Origin of the sequence: Agromyces sp. NPDC058136 (genome assembly GCF_042884375.1) — a bacterium.
GTDB lineage: Bacteria > Actinomycetota > Actinomycetes > Actinomycetales > Microbacteriaceae > Agromyces.
The window spans coordinates 1,158,759-1,175,445 of sequence record NZ_JBHVUA010000001.1 but is presented as its reverse complement, the minus strand read 5'-3'; the positions used below and the strand labels follow the sequence as shown (position 1 = coordinate 1,175,445).

The following is a 16,687-nucleotide window of genomic DNA, read 5'->3' as shown; positions in this document are numbered from 1 at the left end:
GGCACTCGACCGGGCCGTCGGACTACCCGTCCGACGGCTCGGTCGGCTCCGCCGACCCGGTCTTCCGACGCTTCCGCGGCGGGTCGATGCCCATGCGCACCCGCGTGCGGTGGCGCTCGACGACGATGAACGCCGCGCCGAGCACCCACAGCGGCACCTGCGTGAGGAACGCGATGCGGAACGCCTCGAGCGTGTACGTGTCGGGCGTGCCGGCGCCCTGCAGGTCCATCGCGAGACCGATGAGGAAGATCGCGATGAGGCCCGCGATGAACCCGCCGCCGTTGACGATGCCGGTCGCCGTGCTGAGCCGGTGGCTCGGATTGTGGGTGCGGGCGTGGTCGAACGCGATCATCGACGCGGGGCCGCCCGTCGCGAGCGCGAACGCGAGCAGGAAGAGCAGCCACAGCGGCGCCGGCCCGGGCCATGCGATCACCGCGAGCCACACGAGCGCCTGGAACGCGATCGTCGGCAGCACGAGCATGCGCGAACGGCGCAGCGGGTGCCGGCTCGAGAGCGCCCCCATGACGGGCCCGACGAGCATGCTGAACACGACGAACGCGCTCATCACGAGCGACGCCACCGCGGGCGTCAGCCCCTCGCCCGCCGTCAGGAACGGGAAGCCCCACAGCATCACGAACGCGGTGCCCGCGAACGGGGTCGTGAAGTGCGACCAGAACGCGAGTCGCGTGCCCGGGTGACCCCACGACTCGCGGAACCCCTGCCGCAGGTCGGCCGAGGAGCGGACCACGGCGATCGCGCCGGTCGCGGTGTTCACCGAGACATCCGCATCGCTCGACGGCGGGTGATTGCGCACGATCGCGAACGTCAGGATCGTGAACAGGACGCCGAGCCCGGCGAGGCTGCCGAACGCGACCGTCCAGCTCGTCGCGTGCAGGAGCGCGGCCATCGGCAGCAGCGCGAGCAGCTGGCCCGTCTGCCCGATGATGCCCGTCATCTGCACCATGAGCGGCGCCCTCTGCTGCGGGAACCACGTCGCGACGACGCGCAGCGCGCTCGGGAAGATCGCGGCGTCACCCGCGCCGAGCAGCACGCGCGCGATGATCGCCGTGCCGACGTCCGTCGACAGCGCCATCACGAGTTGGCCCGACGCCATGAGCACCATGCCGGCCGTCATGATCGGTCGGGCGCCGAACCGGTCGAGCAGCAGCCCCACCGGGATCTGCATGCCGCCGTAGACGAACAGCTGGATCACCGCGAACATCGACAGCGTCGAGGCATCGGCGTCGAACCTGACGGCCGCGTCGGAGCCGACCGCCGCGAGCGAGGTGCGGTTCGTCACCGAGACGATGTACGCGGCGACGCTCACACCCCAGACCAGCCACAGCCGCCAGGTCGGTGCGAGCTGCGGCGTGCCGGTCACGAGTGCGGAATCTCCTCGAGGGTTCGGGGCGGATGGCCCATTGCTCTCCAGCGTAGTCGCGTCATCGCGACCGGATGCCTCAGACCCAGCTGCGTCGGACCGCCTCCGCGCCGAGCTGGATGCGCGTCGACACCTTCGCGGTCTCCATGAGCTCGGCGATCCGGCGCTGCACGGTGCGCACCGAGATGCCGAGCTGCGCACCCGCGGCGGCGTCGGTCAGCCCCAGGAGCAGGAGCTTCAGCAGATCGCGGTCGATCGCGTCGTGCGCGCCGGGAATCTCACCGGCGGTGAGGAACTCGGTCGACGTCGCCCAGAACTCCTCGAAGATCGCGAGGACGAGGTCGAGCAGCCCGCTCGGGTGGATGAGCAGCGCCCCGGAGGCGCGGGCATCGCCGTGCGAGCGCATCGGCAGCAACGCCATCTGGTCGTCGGCGATGGCGAGCCGGGTCGGGAGCGTCGGCAGCACCCGCACCTCCTCGCCGTACGGGGCGGCCTCACGGGCCGACTCGATGAAGCCGGGCCGTTCGAGCACGCCCTTCTCGACGATCACGCGATAACGCACCCCGCGGTTGAGCGCCCGATCCTCCTCCTCGTTCTCCTCCGCGCCGAGGAACGCGATCTCGCTCAGCATGAACACGCTCACCTGCTCGGTCGCCGAGGCCTGCAGCTGCGCGAAGCGCTGCCGGACCGCGTCGGCGCCGACGATGACGTCGACGACGTCGGGCGCGACGCGCTGCGCGGCGCCCTCGCGGTAGATCTCGCTGAGCTGCAGCAGGGTCTCGTGCGCCTGGGCGAGGCCGCGCTCGCGTTCGAGCAGCATGGGCCGAAGGGCGATCGAGGGCGGGGATGCCACGACGCGGTCGGGTGCGGAGGCCTGACGGGCGAGGAGGCCCAGCCGTTCGAGTTCGGCGAGGATGCGCCGCACCCGACCCGTGCTCGACCCCGCGGCGACGGCGAGCTCGTCGAGGCTCGCGGAGGGCAGCTGCAGGATCAGCCGGTAGAGCGACGTGTGCTCGTCGTCCAGTCCGATCGCCTCGAGCACCCGATCCCTTCCGTTCTCCGCGGCCAGGTTCCGCACGCGACCGACCTCGTGTCGACCAGGGGCGACTGCGACCCCGTCGTGGCGGATCGAGGCCATGGCATCTCTCCGCCACCACACTAACCGGCGCCGTGTGGAAGCGTGCTGAGCAAGTCAGATCCGACATGCGAGAGGTATCCCTTACATGCCACGAAGCAACAGAACACCAGCATCGCGTCGCGCGCGATCGATCGCGGCCGCCATCGGCGGCCTCGCGATCGGCGTCGCGGGCATCGGCGCCGCCGCCCTGCCGGCGGCGGCCGATCCCGGCGACCCGGGCGGCGGCGGCGGCGCCCCGAACGCGTCCGCCGCCGCCCCCACCGGCGAGCACGCGGTCACCCTCATCACCGGCGACCGCGTGCGGGTCACTGACCTGTCCGACGGCACGCACGCCGTCGAGGTCGAGACCGCCCAGCCGGGCGCCGGGGTGCAGACCATCGAGGTCGACGGAGACCTGCACGTGCTGCCTGCCGCCGCCATGCCCTACCTCACGGCGGGCGTGCTCGATCGCGACCTCTTCAACGTGACCCAGCTCATCGAGTTCGGCTACGACGACGCCTCGGTCGACGCGACGCCGATCATCGTCGAGCTCGAGGATGCCGCGGCCGACCGCCGTTCGGCACCCGCGCCGGTTCCCGGCGTCGAGCTCGGCGCACCGCTCGCGAGCATCGGCGGCGCCGCGGCGACCGCCGACCACGCGAGCGCCGCCGACACCTGGGCCGCGTTGACGGGGGCGCCCGCCGCGGGCGCTCGCACCTTCAGCACCGACCCGGCGGAGGCGACGCTCGGCGGCGGCATCGAGGCGATCCACCTCGACGGCAAGGTCGAGGCGACCCTCGACTCGAGCGTGCCCTACATCGGTGCCCCCGAGGCCTGGGCCGCCGGCTACACCGGCGACGGTGTCACCGTCGCCGTGCTCGACAGCGGCTACGACGACACCCACCCCGACCTCGCGGGCCGCGTGCTGGCCGAGTCGACGAGCTTCGTGCCCGGCGAAGAGGTGGCGTGGGACCCGAACGGCCACGGCACCCACGTCGCCTCGACGATCGCCGGCACCGGGGCCGCGAGCGACGGCACGCACCGCGGCGTCGCCGACGGCGCCGACCTGCTCGTGGGCAAGGTGCTCGACGCCGGGGGCTTCGGTCAGGACTCGTGGATCATCTCCGCGATGGAGTGGGCCGCCGAGCGCGCCGACATCGTGTCGATGAGTCTCGGCACGCGCCAGGGCTCCGACGGCCTCGACGTGATGTCCGAGGCGCTCAACGCCATCTCGGCCGAGACCGATGCCCTCTTCGTCGTCGCCGCCGGCAACTCGACGTCGCCGGAGACGATCGGCTCGCCCGGCGCTGCCGCGAGCGCGCTCACGATCGGCTCGGTCGACGACCCGAGCGGCGAGCTTTCGTGGTTCTCGAGCCAGGGGCCGCTCGTCCGCTCCGGCGCGCTGAAGCCTGACCTCGCCGGGCCGGGCAACGACGTGACCGCCGCCCGATCGGCCGACAGCGCCGGCTCCGGCGCGTACATCGGCATGAGCGGCACCTCGATGGCGACTCCGCACGTGGCCGGTGCCGCGGCGATCGTCAAGCAGCAGCATCCCGAGTACACCGCGGCGCAGCTGCGCGCGGCGCTCGTGAGCACCGCGACCGACGTCGGGCTGACGCCCTACCAGGTGGGCGCCGGCGTGGTCGACGTCGCGAACGCGGTCGAGTCGACGATCGTCGCCTCGGGATCGGGCGACTTCGGCATGCTGTCGTGGGGCGAGGCCGCGGAGTCCGTGGCGCGCACCGTCGAGTACACCAACCGCGGCGACGCCGAGGTCGTGCTCGCGATCGAGGCCTCCCTCGTCGACACCACCCCCGGCTCGGGCGGCGGCATCGAGCCGATGTCGGCGCGCGAGGCATCCGACGTGCTCGCGCTCGACGCCGACGAGCTGACCATCCCCGCCGGCGAGAGCCGGTCGGTGACCATGACCGCCGACCCGGCGAAGGTGCCCGCGGGCGCGCAGCTGTCGGGGGCGCTCACCGCCTCGCTCGACGGCGAGGCCGTCACCCGCACCGCCCTCGGCGTGATCGCCGAGGCCGAACGGTACGACCTCACGGTCACGGCGACCGGTTTCGACGGCGAGCCGCTCGACACCACCGGATGGATCTGGAACGCGGCGACCGGCTGGTACGCCTCGTTCGGCGTCGCCGGCGAGACCACCCTGCGCCTGCCGGCCGGTCTCTACTCGGTCATGTCGTTCATGAACGTCGACCGCGACGCCGACACCGCGGCGATCGCACTCGTCGGCGACCCCGACGTCGTGCTCGACGGGGCGAAGAGCGTCGTGTTCGACGCCCGCGCCGCGAAGCCGGTCACGGTCGACGTGGGCGAGGACGACGTCGAGGCGGTCGTGCGCCGGATGGACTTCAAGGTCGACGGCTTCAGCGGCAGCGCGCTCGCGCCCGTCTGGATCGATGAGCTCTACGCCCAGCCGATGGACGCCCCCGAGGCGGAGAGCTTCGACTTCACCACCCGGTGGCGCCTGCAGAACCCCCTGCTCGAACTGAAGGCGGGCAAGGAGGAGCTCGACCTCATCGCGCAGGCCGGTTCGACGTTGCTCGACGGCGAGCTCCGCGCCCGCGCGGTCGCGGCAGGCCTCGGGAGCGCCGAGGAGTTCGCGGCCGTCGACGTGAAGGGCAAGGTCGCGGTCGTGACGCGCTCCGACACGGTGTCGGCCTCGGCCCGTGCCGCGAACGCGGCGGCGGCCGGTGCGAAGCTGCTCATCGTCGTCAACGACGGCGACGGCGAGCTCAGCGAATGGGTCGGCTCCGAGGACTACACGACCGACGTCGCCATCCCGGTCGCCGCGATCAGCGGCGTGCAGGGTCGGAAGGTGCTCGACGACATCGCGAAGAAGCCGGTGACGGTCACCGGCGAGGGCATCCCGATCGCCGACGAGGTCTTCGACATCGTCCGCTACAGCGACGGCTCGGTTCCCGAGAAGCTCGCCTACCGCCCGAAGAAGCTCGCGCGCATCGACACCACCTACTACGGCGAGAAGGGGTCGACGGTCGGCGAGTACCGCTACGACTTCGTGCCGAGCACTGAGTACGGCACCGGGTACGCGATGCGGACCACGCGCGGCATCGAGCGCACCGAGTGGGTGAACACCGATCAGGTCGAGTGGTACCAGAACGTCAACTCGGTCGACTGGGGCTGGGACATCCGCGACGTGGTCCGGGCGTACAAGCCGGGTGAGCGCACCGAGGCGGGCTACTTCGGTTCGGTCGTGCGCCCCTACGTGGGGCCGGGCTACTGGGCGCCGCTGCGGACGGGTGACTGGATCCAGCTCAACCTGCCCTCGTGGGCCGACGGCGACTCGGCGCAGCGCACCGGCGGGATCGACATGTACGCCGGCACCCCCGGCATCAGCCAGTCGATCGAGCTGCACCTCGACGGTGAGCTCGTGAAGACGTCGGAGTATCAGAGCCTCAACGGCTTCGGCATCACCGACGGCGAGCACGACGTCCGCGTGGTGAACACGACGACCCAGGACGGCGGTGCCATGCCGTCGTCGACGATGACGCGCACCGAGTGGGCGTTCTCGTCGACCTGGGACTCGAGCGACTACAGCCGCCAGATCCTGCCGATGATGCAGGCGTACTACGACGTCGACCTCGACGAGCGCGGGCGCGTGGGTGCCGATCGCAAGAAGGGCAAGCCCGTCGAGCTCGGGCTCGAGATCGGCCACATCAGCGGGGCCGTCGGCTCGGCTGCGGTGTCGGGCACGACCCTCGAGGTGCGCATCGCCGGCGGTGAGTGGCAGCCGGTCGACCTCGAGGTCGTCTCGACGGATGACTCGGGTCCGGGTGAGGTTCCTGACAACGGGTTCCCGGCCGGGCGCTCGTACCTCGTGAGCTACGACGCCGACATCACGGTTCCCGACGCCGGAGGCTGGGTCGACCTGCGGGTGACGTCGACCGACGAGGCCGGCGGCAGCTTCAGCCAGGAGATCAAGCGGGCGTTCGAGGTCGCTCCGGTGAAGAAGGGCGGTCGCTGAGGCCGGACGCCACTGAGGCGTCGTGAGACGAACTGAGGCCCGGACGACGGATGTCGTCCGGGCCTCAGCTCTGCGTGCCGTGTGGTCGGCTACTCGATCTCTTCGGCCATCTCCGCTTCGATGCCCTTCAGGAGACCCGCCTGCGGCTCCGCGTCGGACGCCGTGACGACCGTCGCGTCACCGAGCACCTGCTCGGCGTCGAGGTCGGTCGCGGCCTGCTCGAACTGCGAGTTGTAGAGGCGGTAGTACGCGCCCTTCGCAGTGATGAGCTCGTCGTGCGTGCCCTGCTCGACGATGTCGCCGTGCTCCATCACGAGGATGAGGTCGGCGTCGCGGATCGTCGAGAGGCGGTGCGCGATCACGAAGGACGTGCGCCCCTCGCGGAGCGCCGCCATCGCGTGCTGCAGGAGCAGCTCGGTGCGGGTGTCGACCGAGCTCGTCGCCTCATCGAGGATGAGCACGCTCGGCTGCGCCACGAACGCGCGCGCGATCGTGATGAGCTGCTTCTCGCCCGCGGAGACGTTCGAGGCCTCCTCGTCGAGCTTCGTGTCGTAGCCGTCGGGCAGCGAGTGCACGAAGCGGTCGACGTACGTCGCCTTCGCCGCGGCGAGCACCTCGTCGTCGGTCGCCGACTGGCGGCCGTAGCGGATGTTCTCGCGGATCGTGCCGGCGAACAGCCACGGGTCCTGCAGCACCATGCCGGTCTTCGCCCGCACGTCGTGACGGGTGAGGTCGGCGATGTTCTGGCCGTTCAGCAGGATGCGCCCGCCGTCGAGCTCGTAGAACCGCATGATGAGGTTCACGAGCGTCGTCTTGCCGGCGCCCGTCGGGCCCACGATCGCGACCGTCTGCCCGGGCTCGACCCGGAACGACAGGTCGGTGATGAGCGGGTGCTCGGGCGCGTAGGAGAACGCGACGTTCTCGAACACGATCGTGCCGTCACCGTCGACCGGGGTCGGGGCGTCCTTCGCGTCGGGCTCCTGCTCGTCCTCGTCGAGCAGTTCGAAGACGCGCTCGGCCGAGGCGGTACCCGACTGCACGACCGCAGCCATGCCGCCGAGCTCGGAGAGGGGCTGCGTGAACTGCTGCGAGTACTGGATGAACGCCTGCACGTCACCGAGTCGCAGCTGGCCGCTCGCGACCATGAGCCCGCCGAGCACGGCGATGCCCACGTAGGTCAGGTTTCCGATGAACATCATGCCGGGCATGATGATGCCCGAGAGGAACTGCGCCTTGAAGCTCGCCTCGTAGAGCTCCTGGTTCTCGGCCTTGAAGGCCTCGCGCGAGGTCTGCTCGCGGCCGAACACCTTGACGAGCGCGTGGCCCGAGAACGACTCTTCGACGCGGGCGTTGAGGCGGCCGACCTTGCGCCACTGGATGCCGAAGGCCTTCTGCGACTTGGGCCCGATGACGCCGAAGATGACGCCCATGAGCGGCAGCGACACGAGCGCGACGAGCGAGAGCTGCCACGAGATCGAGAACATCATGACGAGCACGCCGACGACGGTGAGCACCGAGGTGATCACGGTCGAGAGCGACTGCTGCATCGTCTGGGTGATGTTGTCGATGTCGTTCGTGACGCGCGAGATCAGTTCGCCGCGCTGCACCTTGTCGAAGTAGCTGAGCGGCAGACGGTTGATCTTCGCCTCGACCGATTCGCGGAGGCGGTACATCGTCTTCACCATGATGATGTTGATGACGTAGCCCTGCAGCCAGGTGAGCACCGAGGCCAGGAAGTACAGGCCGAGCACGATGACGACGACCTGGCTGAGCGCGACGAAGTCGACGCCCGCGCCGACCTGGAAGTTGTCCATCGCCGCGACCATGTTCGCGAAGTCGGTCTGGCCGGCGGCGCGCAGCGCCTCGACGACCTGCTCCTGCGAGGTGCCGGCCGGGAACTGCTGGCCGAGCGCCGTCGACGCGACGCCCTCGAAGAGGATGTTCGTCGCCTCGCCGAGCACCTTGGGCGCTGCGACGGTGAGCACGACGCCGAGCGCGCCGAGGATGGACACGAAGACGAACGCGAAGGCGTGCGGCTTCAGGAGGCCCACCAGTCGGCCGAAGCTCTGGCCGAAGTTCTTCGCCTTGCCCGGCGCGACGGCGCCCGACCAGTCGTCGGCGTTGATGCGCGCCTGCTCGCCGAGCTCGATCTCGAGGCGCTCCTCCTCGGTCAGCTCGGGCTCGGGCCTGGCCTTCTTCGAGGCCTTGGCTTCTGCGGTGTCGCGGCTCATGCGCCGGCCTCCACTCCGAGCTGGGACTGCACGATCTCGCGGTACGTCTCGCTCGAGGCGAGCAGTTCGTCGTGCGTGCCGAGGCCGACGATGCCGCCGTCGTCGAGCACGACGATGCGGTCGGCGTCGGTGATGGTCGAGACGCGCTGCGCGACGACGATCTTCGTCACGTGGGGCAGCTCCCTCCAGAGTGCTTGTCTGAGTCGGGCGTCGGTCGTGAGGTCGAGCGCCGAGAACGAGTCGTCGAAGACGAGGATGCCGGGGTTGTGCACGATCGCGCGGGCGATCGCCAGACGCTGGCGCTGACCGCCCGACACGTTGGTGCCGCCCTGCGAGATCTTCGCGTTGAGCCCGCCCTCCATCTCCTCGACGAAGTCGCGACCCTGGGCGATCTCGAGCGCGTGCCAGAGTTCGTCGTCGGTGGCCTCCTCGCGACCGAAGCGCAGGTTGGATGCCACGGTGCCGGTGAACAGGAACGGCCGCTGCGGCACGAGCCCGATCGTCGACCAGAGGTGCTCGAGGTCGACCTCGCGCACATCGACGCCGCCGACCTTCACGCTGCCGCCGGTGACGTCGAACAGGCGCGGGATGAGCGAGACGAGGGTCGTCTTGCCCGCACCCGTCGACCCGACGATCGCGACCGTCTCACCTTGGGCGGCGCCGAAGGTGATGCCCGAGAGCACCGGGTGCTCGGCGCCCGGGTAGGTGAACTCCGCGTCGGTGAACTCGACCGTGCCGGGCGTCGGGAACTCGGTGATCGGGTTCTCGGGCCGGGCGAGGGACGTGTCGGCGTCGAGCACCTCGCTGATGCGCTCGGCCGAGACCGCGGCGCGGGGGATCATGATCGTCATGAAGCTCGCCATGAGCACACCCGTGAGGATGAGCATCACGTACTGCATGAAGGCGAACAGGGTGCCGATCTGCACGGTGCCCGCGTCGACCTCGATCGCGCCGAACCAGACGACGCCGACGACGGTGACGTTGAGCACGAGCATGAACAGCGGGAACAGCAGCACGAACAGCGATCCGACCTTGCGGCCGATCACCATGATGTCGGCGTTCGCCTCGCTGAACCGCTCCTCCTCGATGGGTTCGCGCACGAACGCGCGCACGACCCGGATGCCGGTGAGCTGCTCGCGCATGATGCGGTTCACGTTGTCGAGCTTGTGCTGGTAGCTGCGGAACAGCGGCACCATGCGGCTGATGATGACGATGGCGATGATGAGGAGCACCGGCACCGCGACCGCGATGAGCCACGACAGCTCGACGTTCTGGCGGAGCGCCATGATGATGCCGCCGACCGCGAGGATCGGCGCCGTCACGAGGAACGTCGCGCCCATCATCGCGAGCATCTGCACCTGCTGCACGTCGTTGGTGTTGCGGGTGATCAGCGAACCGGGCCCGAACTTCGACACCTCGCGCTCGGAGAAGCTCGAGACGCGCTCGAACACGTCGTCGCGGATGTCGCGGCCGGCCTGCATCGCGGCCTTGGCCGCGAAGTAGGTGGCGATGATCGAGGCGGTGATCTGCCCGAGCGAGATGGCGAGCATCAACAGGCCGGTCGACCAGATGTACTCGGTGTCGCCCTTCGAGACGCCGTTGTCGATGATGTCGGCGTTCAGGCTGGGCAGGTTGAAGGTCGCGATGGCCGAGGCGAACTGGAACACCAGCACCCCGACGAGCAGCAACCAGTAGGGCTTGAGATATTTGAGCAGGAGTCTTCCGAGCATGTGATCTCCAGGTAGCGGCGAGAAGGCGGATGCCACGGGCTCGGCGAATTCGTACGCGCGCGACCATGACGGGGCTCGTGACCCCTCCACCCTGGCTGCATCGTCGCACCCCCGTCCGACATTGCAGCGTTACAGCAAAACACTTTACGATTCGCGTTGCAAGCGCCCGGGGGCATCCGTCACGCGGCGTTCACCGAGGGCGAAATCGGGGTTCATCTGGGGCTGCTCGCGCGGGTCTCGAGACGCGCGGGTGGGCTCGGTGGTTGAGGAGCGAGCGACGAAGGAGCACGCGTCTCGAAACCCGGTGGGGCGGTCTCGAGACGGGGTGCGTGGTTTCGAGACGCGTCGCCGCTTCGCGCCGGCGCTCCTCAACCAGCGGAGGGTCGGCCCTCCTCAGCCGGCGGGTCGTCAGCGCCAGAGGAACGGCGGGTGCCCGGTGGGCACCTGCCCTGCCGCGAGGAGCCGCGCCAGCCGCACCGCCCCGTCGAGCGGCGTCGCCGCGCCGACGGTGAGCGAGGCGTCGGGGGCGAGTCGCGCGAACTCCGAGGTGAAGGCCGCGGTGAACGCCCCGCCCGCGGCGAACACCCCGCCGACGCCGGCTGCGCGCCGCGGCAATGCGGGGTCGAGGGCTGCGGCGAGGGTCTGCGCGACGAGTGCGCCGGCGTCCGTCATGATGCGTGCGGCGGCGGGGTCGTCGAGGGCGGCGAGCCCCGCGACATCCGCCGCGAAACCCGCGAGCACCGACCCGCGATCGTCGCGCGTGTAGAGCTGCGCGGGCCAGGTGGGCGCCGCGCCGAAGCGCGATTCGGCCGCCGAGAGCAGCGCCGAGGCATCCGCCCTGATGCCGTCGTGGTGCTGGATCGCGGCCTTGAGCCCCTCGATCCCGATCCATGCGCCCGAACCGCGGTCGTCGTAGAGGTGACCCCACCCGCCGACCCGGCGCCACACCCCGTGCAGGTCGGTGCCGAGCGCGATCGTGCCGGTGCCGACGGCGACGACGGCGCCCGCCTCGCCGCCGAGGGCCCCGAGGTGCGCGGTGACGGCGTCGATCGCGAGCGCGACGGGGGCGCCGCCGGCCGCCGCGGAGAGCGCGGCGAGCGAGGCTGCGGGATTCGTGACGAGCGAGGCGATGCCGGTCGCGCCGATCGCGACGGCGGCGATGCGTGCGCCGGGGCGGTGCTCCTCGAGCTCGTCGCGCGCCTGTGCGATGAGCGCGGCCATCACGGCGGGGGCCGTGCTGCCGCCCGCGGTGATCTTCACGGCGGGGCCGCTGACGACGTCGCGAGAGGTGCCGAACGCGCCGGCGAGCGGTTCGATCGCGGCGCGGGCGCCGGTTCCGCCGACGTCGATGCCGAGCACGACTTCCGAGCGTTCGGAAGTTTCTTGCAATTCTGACGACATTCCCGAATACTACTTCCAGAGAGTGAGATCTGTCCGCGGATCACGTCTGTCCAGAGAACCACAGCCAGGGCCATGCGCCCACGACCAGTTTCAATGAGGAGACCATCCTGATGAACAAGCGCTTCCTCCCGATCGCCGCGCTCGGCGTCGCCGCCGCGCTCGGCCTGACCGCCTGCTCGGGCGCCTCCGGCGACAGCGCCGACGGCGGCTCGAACGCCGAAGGCCAGACGCTCACCGTCTGGATCATGGAAGGCACGAACCCCGACTCCGAGGCGTACTTCGACGAGGTGTCCGAGGCCTTCACCGAGAAGACCGGCGCCGAGCTCGACGTCGAATTCGTGCAGTGGGCCGACGCCCACGACCGCTTCGTCACGTCGATCGCGGGCGGCACCACGCCCGACGTCGCCGAGACGGGCACCACCTGGACGGCCGAGTTCGCCGACGCCGGCGCGCTCGCGCCGATCGGCGACTTCGTCGCCGATGCCGGCCTCGAGGGCGACCTCGTCGAGGGCCTCGTCGCAGCCGGCACCTACGACGACGAGCTCTACGGCATGCCCTGGTACGCCGGCGTCCGCTCGCTCGTCTACCGCGCCGACATCTTCGAGGAGCTCGGGCTCGAAGCCCCGACCACGTGGGACGAGATCGTCACCGCAGGCGAGGCCATCAAGGCCGCGCACCCCGAGATGATGCCGTTCGCCGTGCCGGGCGACGCCGAGTTCGCCGTGTACCCGTGGGTCTGGGGCGCGGGCGGCGAGGTCTCGACGCTCGAGGGCGACGAGTGGGTCTCGGGCCTCGACAGCGCCGAGTCGCAGGAGGGCATCGGCTTCTACACCGGCCTCGCCACCGAGCACGGCTTCTCGTCGGCCGGCGCCACCACCTGGCGCGAGACCGACGTGCTCGACAACTTCTCGCAGGGCAACATCGCCATGGCCCTCATGGGCTCGTGGACGCCGTCCGCGATCGTCGAGAAGAACGCCGAGCTCGAGGGCAAGTTCGCCGCCACCCCGATCCCCGGCAAGGACGGCGGCATCTCGCCGTCGGTCCTCGGCGGCTCGCACCTCTCGATGTTCGAGACGGCGAAGAACAAGGACCTCGCGTGGGAGTTCATCGAGCTCATGACCACGGGCGAGTTCGCCGCGAAGTGGGGCGAGCAGTCGGGCTACTTCCCCGGCCAGACCTCGCTCCTCGACGAGGCGATCGCCTCGGACGACCCGCTGGTGCAGCCCTTCGCGCAGCAGATGGTCGAGGGTGGCGCCACCCCGCCGGTCACCCCGAAGTTCGGTGCCGTGCAGGCGAAGAAGACCACCAACACCGCCATCCAGGCGATCCTCTCCGGGCAGAAGTCGGTCGAGCAGGCGCTCAGCGACGCGGCCGCGGAGATGAACGAGATCATGAACGGCTGACCTCGTGTCGAACACCCTTCAGGTTCCGACGGCCGCGCCGGGAGCTTCGGCTCCCCGCGCGGCCGGCGGGCCCGCCCGCAAGAGCTTCATCACCCGGAGCCGCCCCTGGCTCCTCCTCGCCCCCGCGCTCGCGGTGCTCGCCGTGCTGCTGCTGTGGCCGCTCGTACGCGTGGTCCTCTTCTCCCTCCAGGACTACGGCCTCCGCGAGATCGTCTCGGGCGAGCCGAACTGGATCGGCCTCGCCAACTACGGCGAGATCTTCACGAGCCCAGAGCTCTACACCGTCGTGCTGCCGAACACGGTCGGTTTCGCGGTGCTCGCCGTCGTCGGCACCGTCGCCCTCGGCACCGCGGTCGCGGTGCTCATGGCGAGCCTCGGCGGCTTCTGGCGCACCGTCGTCGGCAGCGCCATCATGATCGCCTGGGCGATGCCCGCGGTCACCGGCACCTACGTCTGGATCTGGATCTTCGACGCCGACCGCGGCATCGTCAACGAGACCCTCCAGGCCCTCGGGCTCCAGGACGAGCCCGTCAACTGGTTCACGAACCGGTACACCTTCTACGGCATCGTCCTCCTCAACGTCATCCACCACGGCTTCCCGTTCGTCGCGATCACGATCCTCGCGGGCCTCCTCGGCGTGCCGAAGGAGATGCTCGAAGCCGCCGAGATGGACGGCGCCGGCCCCTGGCGCCGCTTCTGGCGCATCATCGTGCCGAACCTCAAGCAGGTCTTCGCGGTCGTCATCATCCTGTCGACGATCTGGGACTTCAAGGTCTTCGCGCAGGTCTACCTCATGCCGGGCGGTTCGGGGTCGAACCGCGAGGCGTTGAACCTCGGCGTCTGGTCGTACGTCGAGTCGTTCGGTCAGAACCGCTACGGCTTCGGCTCGGCGATCGCCGTGCTGCTCACCCTCGTACTGCTCGGCATCACCGTCGTGTACGTGCGCACCATGCTGAAGGAGGAGGAGCTGTGAGCACCGTCATCACGAACGAACGGTCGGATGCCTCGCGCGGCACCCGCTCCGAGGCATCCACCGAGGTCGCGAAGCTGCGCAAGAGCCGCAAGTCGGCGCGCAAGGCGCGCATCGCGGGCGGCAAGGCCGTGCTCGTCGTGCTGCTGCTCGGCTTCACCCTGTTCCCCGCGTTCTGGATGCTGTCGAGCGCGTTCGACGCGCAGGCCGGCGCCGGCGGGCAGCAGCTGCTGCCCCGCGAGTGGAGCCTCTCGAACTTCGAGTACGTGCTCACCGAGGGCGGGTTCGACGTGTTCCTCCGCAACTCGGCGATCGTCGCGGTCGTGACGGTGCTCGCGAGCGCGCTGCTCGCGCTCCTCGCCTCGGTCGCGGTGGCGCGATTCCGCTTCAAGTTCCGCACTGCGATGCTCCTCATGATCCTCATCGTGCAGATGGTGCCGCTCGAGGCGCTCGTGATCCCGCTGTTCGTGCAGGTGCGCGACCTGCAGCTGCTGAACACGCTGCTCGGCATCATGGTCGTCTACGTCGCGCTGTCGCTGCCGTTCGGCATCTGGATGCTGCGCGGCTTCGTCGCCGCGGTGCCCGTCGAGCTCGAAGAGGCCGCGTACATCGACGGCGCGAGCTGGGGGCGGATGTTCCGTTCGGTGCTGCTGCCCCTCGTCATGCCCGGACTCGTCGCGACGAGCGTCTTCTCGTTCATCACCGCGTGGAACGAGTTCATCTTCGCCATGACCCTGCTCGGCGGGGCGAGCGAGAACTACACGGTCGCGATCGGCCTCAAGCAGTTCTTCGGCGAGCACTCGAACGAGTGGGGCTACATCATGGCCGCGTCCACGATCATCACGATCCCGGTCATGATCTTCTTCGTCATCGTCCAGCGTCGCTTGTCGAGCGGCCTCGTGGCCGGCGCGGTGAAGGGGTGACCGCCGCGGGCGATCCCACCGTCAGGGGGCTGGTGGGCGGGGTGCTCTGGCCGGGATTCCTCGGCCGGAGCATCCCGGACTGGCTTCGTCGCGAGCTCGACGCGGGCCTCGCGGGCGCGGTGCTCTTCGCGCACAACCTGAACGACGCCGGTGGTCGAGGAGCGCCCGACGCAGGAGGACGCGTCTCGAGACCCCTCGCCGAGGAGCTCGACTCGTACTCCGCGCAGACGCGCCCGCTCCTCGTCGGCATCGACGAGGAGGGCGGCAACGTCACCCGCGTCGACGCCCTGCTCGGCTCGACCCTGCCGGGTGCCGCGCAGCTCGGCTTCGTCGACGACCTCGCGGCGAGCGAGGCGGTGGGCGATCACCTCGCCGACCGTTCGCGCGCCGTCGGCGCGAACGTGGTGCTCGGCCCCGTCGCCGACGTGAACACCGACCCGCGCAACCCGGTCATCGGCGTGCGCTCCTTCGGCGACGACCCCGAGCTGGTCTCGCGGCACGCCGTGGCGCAGCTCCGTGGCATCCAGCGCGCCGGTGCCGCCGCGTGCGTGAAGCACTTCCCGGGGCACGGCGACACCCACCTCGATTCGCACCATGCGATGCCCGAGCTCTCGATCTCGCTCGACGAGCTCGAACGGTGGCATCTGCCGCCGTTCCGCGCGGCGATCGCGGCGGGCGTCGCGGCCGTCATGACCGCGCACATCATCGTGCCCGAGTGGGGCACCGCTCCCGCGACGCTCAACCCGATCGCGCTCGGGCGTCTGCGCGAGCTCGGCTTCGAGGGCGTCATCATCACCGATGCGCTCGACATGGCCGCGGTGCGCGAGTCGGTCGGGGCGGGGCCGGGGGCCGTGCAGGCGCTCCGCGCCGGGGCCGACCTGCTCTGCATCTCGAACCCGACCAACCTGGGCGCGGCGGCCACCGCCGACCAGGACGTGCGCGACTTCTTCGAGGTGCAGCACGCGATCTTCGCCGCGATCGACGACGGCTCGCTCGCCGTCGAGACGGTCGAGCGCGCGGCCGAGCGGGTGCGCCGCCTGGCCGAGTCGCTGCAGGCGTCGCGGGCGGCCGCGTCGGGCGAGCGGATGCCGCTGGACGCACCCCGTCTCGCACGCGAGGCGATCACCGTGGACGGCGCGTTCGCCCCGGCACCGGGGCCGCGCACCGTGCTCGACGTGCGGGGCCGCTCGACGCTCGCCGTCGACAGCGACGCGGACTACGTCGAGCAGGCGCTCGCGAACGGCGGCTCGGTGCTGCGGGGCGACGCCGCGGTGCCGGCCGACGGACCGCTCGTCGTGATCGTCGACGCCGTCGGCGCCCCCGGGGTGCAGCGCGATCGCGTCGCAGCGGTTGCCGAGACGCGGCCCGATGCGGTCGTCGTCGACACGGGCCTGCCCGGCGAGCCGCTGCCGTTGCCGACGCTGCACACGCGTGCGGCGAGCCGCCTCGCGGCCGAGGCCGCCGCCGAACTGCTCGAACGGGGAGCCGGCGCGTGATCGTGCTCTCCCTGCAATCGGGCACCTCGGCCGAC

The 16,687-nt window shown here is 70.5% G+C and carries 10 protein-coding genes; 5 read left to right on the top strand and 5 right to left on the bottom strand.

What is annotated here, in order from left to right; all coding sequences use genetic code 11:
• Positions 1 to 22: 22 nt before the first annotated feature.
• Both ACFVTX_RS05520 and ACFVTX_RS05515 read right to left on the bottom strand, forming a co-directional pair.
• Entirely contained in the window at positions 23 to 1,381 is a 1,359-nt protein-coding gene (locus ACFVTX_RS05520) for a nitrate/nitrite transporter (protein WP_386898550.1), read from the bottom strand.
• Positions 1,382 to 1,460: 79 nt separating this feature from the next.
• Positions 1,461 to 2,519, bottom strand: a complete 1,059-nt coding sequence (locus ACFVTX_RS05515; RefSeq protein ID WP_386898549.1) for a TrmB family transcriptional regulator — start codon at positions 2,517 to 2,519, stop codon at positions 1,461 to 1,463.
• Positions 2,520 to 2,604: 85 nt separating this feature from the next.
• Between ACFVTX_RS05515 and ACFVTX_RS05510 the strand changes: the two genes are divergently transcribed.
• Positions 2,605 to 6,498, top strand: coding sequence for a S8 family serine peptidase (locus ACFVTX_RS05510; RefSeq protein WP_386898548.1), 3,894 nt, complete (start codon positions 2,605 to 2,607; stop codon positions 6,496 to 6,498).
• A gap of 89 nt (positions 6,499 to 6,587) precedes the next feature.
• Here ACFVTX_RS05510 and ACFVTX_RS05505 read toward each other — a convergent pair whose 3' ends face one another.
• The 3 genes from ACFVTX_RS05505 to ACFVTX_RS05495 form a co-directional block, all read right to left on the bottom strand.
• Positions 6,588 to 8,729, bottom strand: coding sequence for an ABC transporter ATP-binding protein (locus ACFVTX_RS05505; protein WP_386898547.1), 2,142 nt, complete (start codon positions 8,727 to 8,729; stop codon positions 6,588 to 6,590).
• Positions 8,726 to 10,459: an ABC transporter ATP-binding protein gene (locus ACFVTX_RS05500; protein WP_386898546.1), complete on the bottom strand. Its 1,734-nt coding sequence runs from the start codon at positions 10,457 to 10,459 to the stop codon at positions 8,726 to 8,728. Before ACFVTX_RS05500 ends, ACFVTX_RS05505 begins: the two co-directional genes overlap by 4 nt.
• 408 nt (positions 10,460 to 10,867) lie before the next feature.
• Positions 10,868 to 11,860 (bottom strand): BadF/BadG/BcrA/BcrD ATPase family protein, encoded by a 993-nt coding sequence (locus ACFVTX_RS05495; protein ID WP_386898545.1) that lies wholly within the window; start codon positions 11,858 to 11,860, stop codon positions 10,868 to 10,870.
• Positions 11,861 to 11,970: 110 nt separating this feature from the next.
• Between ACFVTX_RS05495 and ACFVTX_RS05490 the strand changes: the two genes are divergently transcribed.
• The 4 genes from ACFVTX_RS05490 to ACFVTX_RS05475 all read left to right on the top strand — a co-directional run bounded on the left by ACFVTX_RS05490 (position 11,971) and on the right by ACFVTX_RS05475 (position 16,652).
• Entirely contained in the window at positions 11,971 to 13,263 is a 1,293-nt protein-coding gene (locus ACFVTX_RS05490) for a sugar ABC transporter substrate-binding protein (RefSeq protein ID WP_386898544.1), read from the top strand.
• Between the two features lie 4 nt (positions 13,264 to 13,267).
• Positions 13,268 to 14,236: a carbohydrate ABC transporter permease gene (locus tag ACFVTX_RS05485; RefSeq protein WP_386898543.1), complete on the top strand. Its 969-nt coding sequence runs from the start codon at positions 13,268 to 13,270 to the stop codon at positions 14,234 to 14,236.
• Positions 14,237 to 14,310: 74 nt separating this feature from the next.
• On the top strand, positions 14,311 to 15,156 hold the full coding sequence (locus ACFVTX_RS05480; protein WP_386898739.1) for a carbohydrate ABC transporter permease: 846 nt from the start codon (positions 14,311 to 14,313) through the stop codon (positions 15,154 to 15,156).
• Positions 15,153 to 16,652, top strand: a complete 1,500-nt coding sequence (locus ACFVTX_RS05475) for a glycoside hydrolase family 3 protein (protein WP_386898542.1) — start codon at positions 15,153 to 15,155, stop codon at positions 16,650 to 16,652. Before ACFVTX_RS05480 ends, ACFVTX_RS05475 begins: the two co-directional genes overlap by 4 nt.
• Positions 16,653 to 16,687 lie beyond the last annotated feature (35 nt).

Bases quoted from the DNA above. Each gene is read 5' to 3' on its own strand.
- ACFVTX_RS05515 (WP_386898549.1), bottom strand. From the start codon at position 2,519: ATGGCCTCGATCCGCCACGACGGGGTCGCAGTCGCCCCTGGTCGACAC.
- ACFVTX_RS05510 (WP_386898548.1), top strand. From the start codon at position 2,605: ATGCCACGAAGCAACAGAACACCAGCATCGCGTCGCGCGCGATCGATC.
- ACFVTX_RS05505 (WP_386898547.1), bottom strand. From the start codon at position 8,729: ATGAGCCGCGACACCGCAGAAGCCAAGGCCTCGAAGAAGGCCAGGCCC.
- ACFVTX_RS05500 (WP_386898546.1), bottom strand. From the start codon at position 10,459: ATGCTCGGAAGACTCCTGCTCAAATATCTCAAGCCCTACTGGTTGCTG.
- ACFVTX_RS05495 (WP_386898545.1), bottom strand. From the start codon at position 11,860: ATGTCGTCAGAATTGCAAGAAACTTCCGAACGCTCGGAAGTCGTGCTC.
- ACFVTX_RS05490 (WP_386898544.1), top strand. From the start codon at position 11,971: ATGAACAAGCGCTTCCTCCCGATCGCCGCGCTCGGCGTCGCCGCCGCG.